Source organism: Candidatus Cryosericum odellii (assembly GCF_003570935.1).
GTDB lineage: Bacteria > Caldisericota > Caldisericia > Cryosericales > Cryosericaceae > Cryosericum > Cryosericum odellii.
Genome location: NZ_QXIU01000128.1, coordinates 1 through 4,336, shown reverse-complemented (window position 1 = coordinate 4,336; position 4,336 = coordinate 1). Strand labels below are relative to the sequence as shown.

At 55.9% G+C, this 4,336-nt stretch carries 5 protein-coding genes; all 5 read left to right on the top strand.

Features of this window, described 5'->3' with window-relative positions; translation table 11 throughout:
• Nucleotides 1–361, top strand: a 361-nt coding sequence (locus SMC5_RS05440) for a hypothetical protein (RefSeq protein ID WP_207799097.1), incomplete at its 5' end; no start/stop codon positions are given.
• Nucleotides 362–548: 187 nt separating this feature from the next.
• Entirely contained in the window at nucleotides 549–2,441 is a 1,893-nt protein-coding gene (locus tag SMC5_RS05435) for a V-type ATP synthase subunit I (RefSeq protein ID WP_126854954.1), read from the top strand.
• A 10-nt stretch (nucleotides 2,442–2,451) separates the two neighbouring features.
• Nucleotides 2,452–3,033 (top strand): V-type ATP synthase subunit K, encoded by a 582-nt coding sequence (locus SMC5_RS05430; protein WP_119087530.1) that lies wholly within the window; start codon nucleotides 2,452–2,454, stop codon nucleotides 3,031–3,033.
• A gap of 12 nt (nucleotides 3,034–3,045) precedes the next feature.
• Complete coding sequence (locus SMC5_RS05425) at nucleotides 3,046–3,624, top strand: V-type ATP synthase subunit E (RefSeq protein WP_119087529.1); 579 nt, start codon at nucleotides 3,046–3,048, stop codon at nucleotides 3,622–3,624.
• On the top strand, nucleotides 3,621–4,336 hold a 716-nt coding region (locus SMC5_RS05420; RefSeq protein ID WP_133299167.1), incomplete at its 3' end, for a hypothetical protein. The genes SMC5_RS05425 and SMC5_RS05420, both read left to right, overlap by 4 nt.

Sequence of the window (4,336 nt, the reverse complement as noted above, 5' to 3'; positions counted from 1 at the left end):
TCCCACCATCCCGACCAGCAATTATCCAAACCGGAGGGGTACAAATATGATCGAGGAGTTCATTCAGAGCTTGCAGCAGGCTGAGGTCGAGGCGAAAGGCGTCATCAAGGTCGCAAGAGAGAAAGTTCAGACTATTCAGCGTGATGCCGAGTCTTCTCTCGCCGCGGTCAGAGCCTCCGCAGAATTGTCGCTGCAGCGGCGACTCGACACAATTGATCAGGAAACGAACCAGCACATGAAACTTGCTGAGGATCAGCTTCGCCAGGATCTCGAAGAACAACTTGAGAACCTCGATCGCCGGGCGCAGGATCGTAGATCTATGGCTCTGGATTTGCTTCTGTCAAAACTCACCGCTCGCTAGAATGGCGATCGACAAAGTACGAGAGTTTGCTCTTGCCTTTCCACACAACAGGGAAGACCAGGTTCTGTCTTGCTTGTTCGGCGCGGGAATGGTACACCTGACTTCTTATACCCCATCAGATGATTCCCAAGTTGATACAACTGCCCTGTCTTCGCTGGACATCTGCCGTCCGGAGAGGGAACAGTCGTTGAGCCATACTGCCGAGGAGTTGGAGCTTGCGAGTGCGACGCTTTCGTTCTTCGCCGAAGTAGACCCCGTGACCAAGGGACTCGTTCAGAGTTTCTTCCCGGACGAAGTGTATGTCAGTGCCGCTGGCATGAGAACAACCGCTTCGATGGCTTCAAGTAATGGCTATGCAGACATGATGCGCAGCGTGCTTGCACTGAAAGTCCAGCTGGCGGAACAGCGTCATCGTGTTGACCAGCTTGAGCAGGAAAGGGCGACGATCCTGCCGTGGTCGTCGCTGCCAGTGGATTTTGGCGAGGTTGCCAGGTGGCAGCGGATTGCGCTTATTGCAGGTACCATATCGTCGTTGGATATGGTGCGAGCTCTCAAGCGTCTCTTGGATCATGGCACTTCCGTTGCAGTTGATATGGCTTCTGCGACGAAAAACAAGAGTAACGTGGTCGTTGCGTGCCTGCGTGCCCAGACCGATGACGTTCGCGCGGTGCTGATGTCGCAGGGTTTTGTCGAGCAGGACTTGTCGCATACCAATGGTACTGTGGCGACTCTGATCGACCGTATGACGGAAGAGCTTCGTGCAGTACATGAGAAGATCGCGGCACTCCAGCTTGAGATTGCCTCATTCATCGCTCACAAACAGGAGATCGTTGTATATCGCGAGTATCTCAAGAATGAACGGACACGTCTGGAGGCTTCGCACGATATCACCCGGACCGAGCGCTGCAGCGTGGTCACCGGCTATGTTCGAGAAGTCGAGGTGGAGTCTCTGGAGCAGTTGTGCGCAGGTTTCGGCGGCATCGTCTGTATGACTGGAGACACGACGGCGGGTGACGACACTCCCGTTTCCATCACCAACAACAAATGGATTAAGCCGCTGGAGATCCTGATCAACATGTTTGGATTTCCGGTCTACTCTTCGTTTGACCCGACGGTCTTTCTGGCCATCCCGTTTCTTCTTTTCTTCGGTCTTTGTCTGGGGGATGTCCTCTACGGAGCCATCCAGATCGGGATCTGTTCCTACTTCATGCATAAGTACAGGCAGTCGAGAGGCGTCCACAACTTCATGATGGTCTTCGTATATGGCGGCGTGGCGGCGATGGTTGCTGGCGCACTTACCGGAAGCTGGGGTGGAGACCTCATCTCGGCAACCTACCTCGGGGCAGGGAACCCAATTGTGCGGTTCGTGTCTGCGCTCACCGTTATCAACCCCTTGCAAGCAGCATTTCAGTTCCTGGTGATTGTGTGGATCATCGGTGCCGCCAATCAGCTCTATGGAGTGTGCCTGGCAATCTTCAAGGCAGCGCGGCGACATGACCGTGCCACGATCATCTACGATTGCGTGGGGTGGCTGCTGTTCCTGCCCGCAATCTCCGCGTTGCTGTTCATAGGAACGAAATGGGGAGGTACGTTCAGGGTCGGATACCTTGTCGCGCTTGTCATTGGCCTGGTGCTCCTTCTGCTGGGCGGTGCACGCCAGAGCAAGGGTGGAGCCAAGGTGCTCACCGCGATCGTGAACCTGTACGGTATCCAGAGTTCCTACGGTGTTGGCTCCTTCGTTGGAGATGTGCTGTCGTACTCGCGGCTTCTGGCGCTTGGGCTCACAACGGCCATCCTTGCCTCCGCGTTCAACATGATCGCGGCCCTTATCAAGATGCCTGCCGCGGGCTTCGTCGTGAACCTGCTAGTGCGGGTTGTGCTGGGCGGGACAGTCCTGCTCTTTGGACACATGCTGAACTACTTCATGGGAACCATGGGGGCGTTCATTCATTCTGCGCGTCTCACTTTGCTCGAGTTTTTTGGACGGTTTTACGAGGGGGGCGCGCCTCGGTTCCGTCGTTTCGGGTTCTGGTCAGAGATTGTTAAGGTTGTTGACGTAACGACTGTCAGAGAGAAATAGGAGGTACATTATGGGGATGGAAGGATTGTGGGGAGTTCTCGTCGGAGCTCTTGTGACGACACTCAGTGCTGTTGGGGCGGTTTTCGCCTTCAAGCTCTCGAATACACCGATGACGTCACTGGGTTCACTGTGGACATTCATGGGAGCAGTCATGGTCATCACTCTTGGTGGTCTCGGGTCTGCCCATGGAATTCGTGTCAGTGGGTCTCAGGCAGCAGGAGTACTCTCGGAGAAGCCAGAGCTTTTCGGCAAGATGTTTGTTATGATGGCTCTTCCGGGCACACAAGGATTCTACAGCTTCGTGTGTGGCATCATGATGATCGTTCTATCGGGAGTTCTCAACAAGGGAGCGGCAGTCTCCAACGCGAAGGGACTTGCGTTCTTGGCAGTCGGGGTCGGTGTCGGCTTGGTAGAGTGGTGGTCAGCTATCCTCCAAGGACAGGCCTCAGCGGCGGCGGAGAGCCTCACTGGGCGTCAGCCAAGCAGCTCCGGTCAGGCAATCCTCATACCTGCTCTCGTCGAGACGTACGCTGTCATCGCTCTGGTCTCGGGTATCCTGCTCATTCTCTGGATCTCTCAGGCAGTCTTCTAGGACGTTTTGCACATGGGAACCGAGGAACTCAGAGCTGCGGTTCTCCAGGAGGCGACTGCGGAGGCGACCGCCCTCATCGAGGCTGCCACTATTCAGGCTTCGCAACTTGTCGATAGTCAGAGGCGACAGCTGGAGGAACATTCCAATGCCCAGGTAGCGGAGCATCGCGCTATCCAAGATCGTGAGATTGCGACGAAAACAGCTGCGCTGAAGATCGAGCTGAGAAATGCCATCCTCAAGCGCAAACAGGAACTGCTTGAAGGACTCTACCAGGAGCTCGAACAGAAAGTCAGGGACGATGATGTCCTCTATCATGCGTATCTTGAGCGAGCGGTGAAACAGATCGGACAAGAAATGCCAGTCTCCATTGAGTGCCGAAGTCAAGACGAGCCCATCATCAGAGCATTGTTGCCCAAACGTGGAAAGTGGAAGGGTGTACGTATCGATGCGATGCTCGCCGACAACAATGGAGGCTTCATTGTCCACTTTGCCGAGGCGGAGCTCGACTTGACCCTGTCGGCGGCGTCCACTGCCCTCCGGGAGGTCACGCTCGTTGAGGCCGCACAAGTGCTGTTTGGCGACAAGAGATGATTGCTCCGCTCATCCCACATCAGGCCGATTCGAGCGACTACGCGTACGCCTCGGGCTCGTTTTCTGTCAGGCGAGGGTTACTCCTTCCGGTCCAGGAACTTCGGCGTGCATCACAGGAGGGCAAGGCCGAGTCTCTGCTGGCAGCTCTCAACCGCGGAGCGTATGCGCCGATCGGGAGCGACATGTCGGCGGGTGAAGTCCTGGCCAGAGTCGAGAGCACGTGGCAGGCCTTTCTGGCACAAGCGGCCCATGATTTGCCGGAGAGCTTTCTTCCATACCTGCTCGCAACCCTTGATGAGAAGGAATACGCCAAGGCTGGTCTGGCTGAAGCTCTTCTTGGCGGGGATGCCGAAGTGCATACCGATGGGACAAGCAGTGAGTATGCAGCCTACTGCGTGCGTATCCAGACGGAAGGAAGTTCCCCTGGACTGCTTGCGGAATCGGTTTTTGGGGTTTCGCTCTCAGAGGGGCTGGAAGCAGCGCAGGCGGGAGCCTCGGCTTCCGACGCCCAGACAGTGTTCGACTTCTCCTTCGAGACGACCCTGGATGGTCTGGCGAGGGTCTATGGACATCCTGCTGTCATGGCATACATGGATGGACTGTTGAAGCTCATGCTGGCAGGACATGCACTGAAAATGAAGCTTCGTAGCACTTCTGGTGTTGGAGCTCCTCTGGAGAGGCTGTTGCCGTTCCTGAAGCCAGAGATACAAGT

Coding starts and splice junctions, on each gene's coding strand:
- SMC5_RS05430 (WP_119087530.1), top strand. CDS start 2,452: ATGGGGATGGAAGGATTGTGGGGAGTTCTCGTCGGAGCTCTTGTGACG.
- SMC5_RS05425 (WP_119087529.1), top strand. CDS start 3,046: ATGGGAACCGAGGAACTCAGAGCTGCGGTTCTCCAGGAGGCGACTGCG.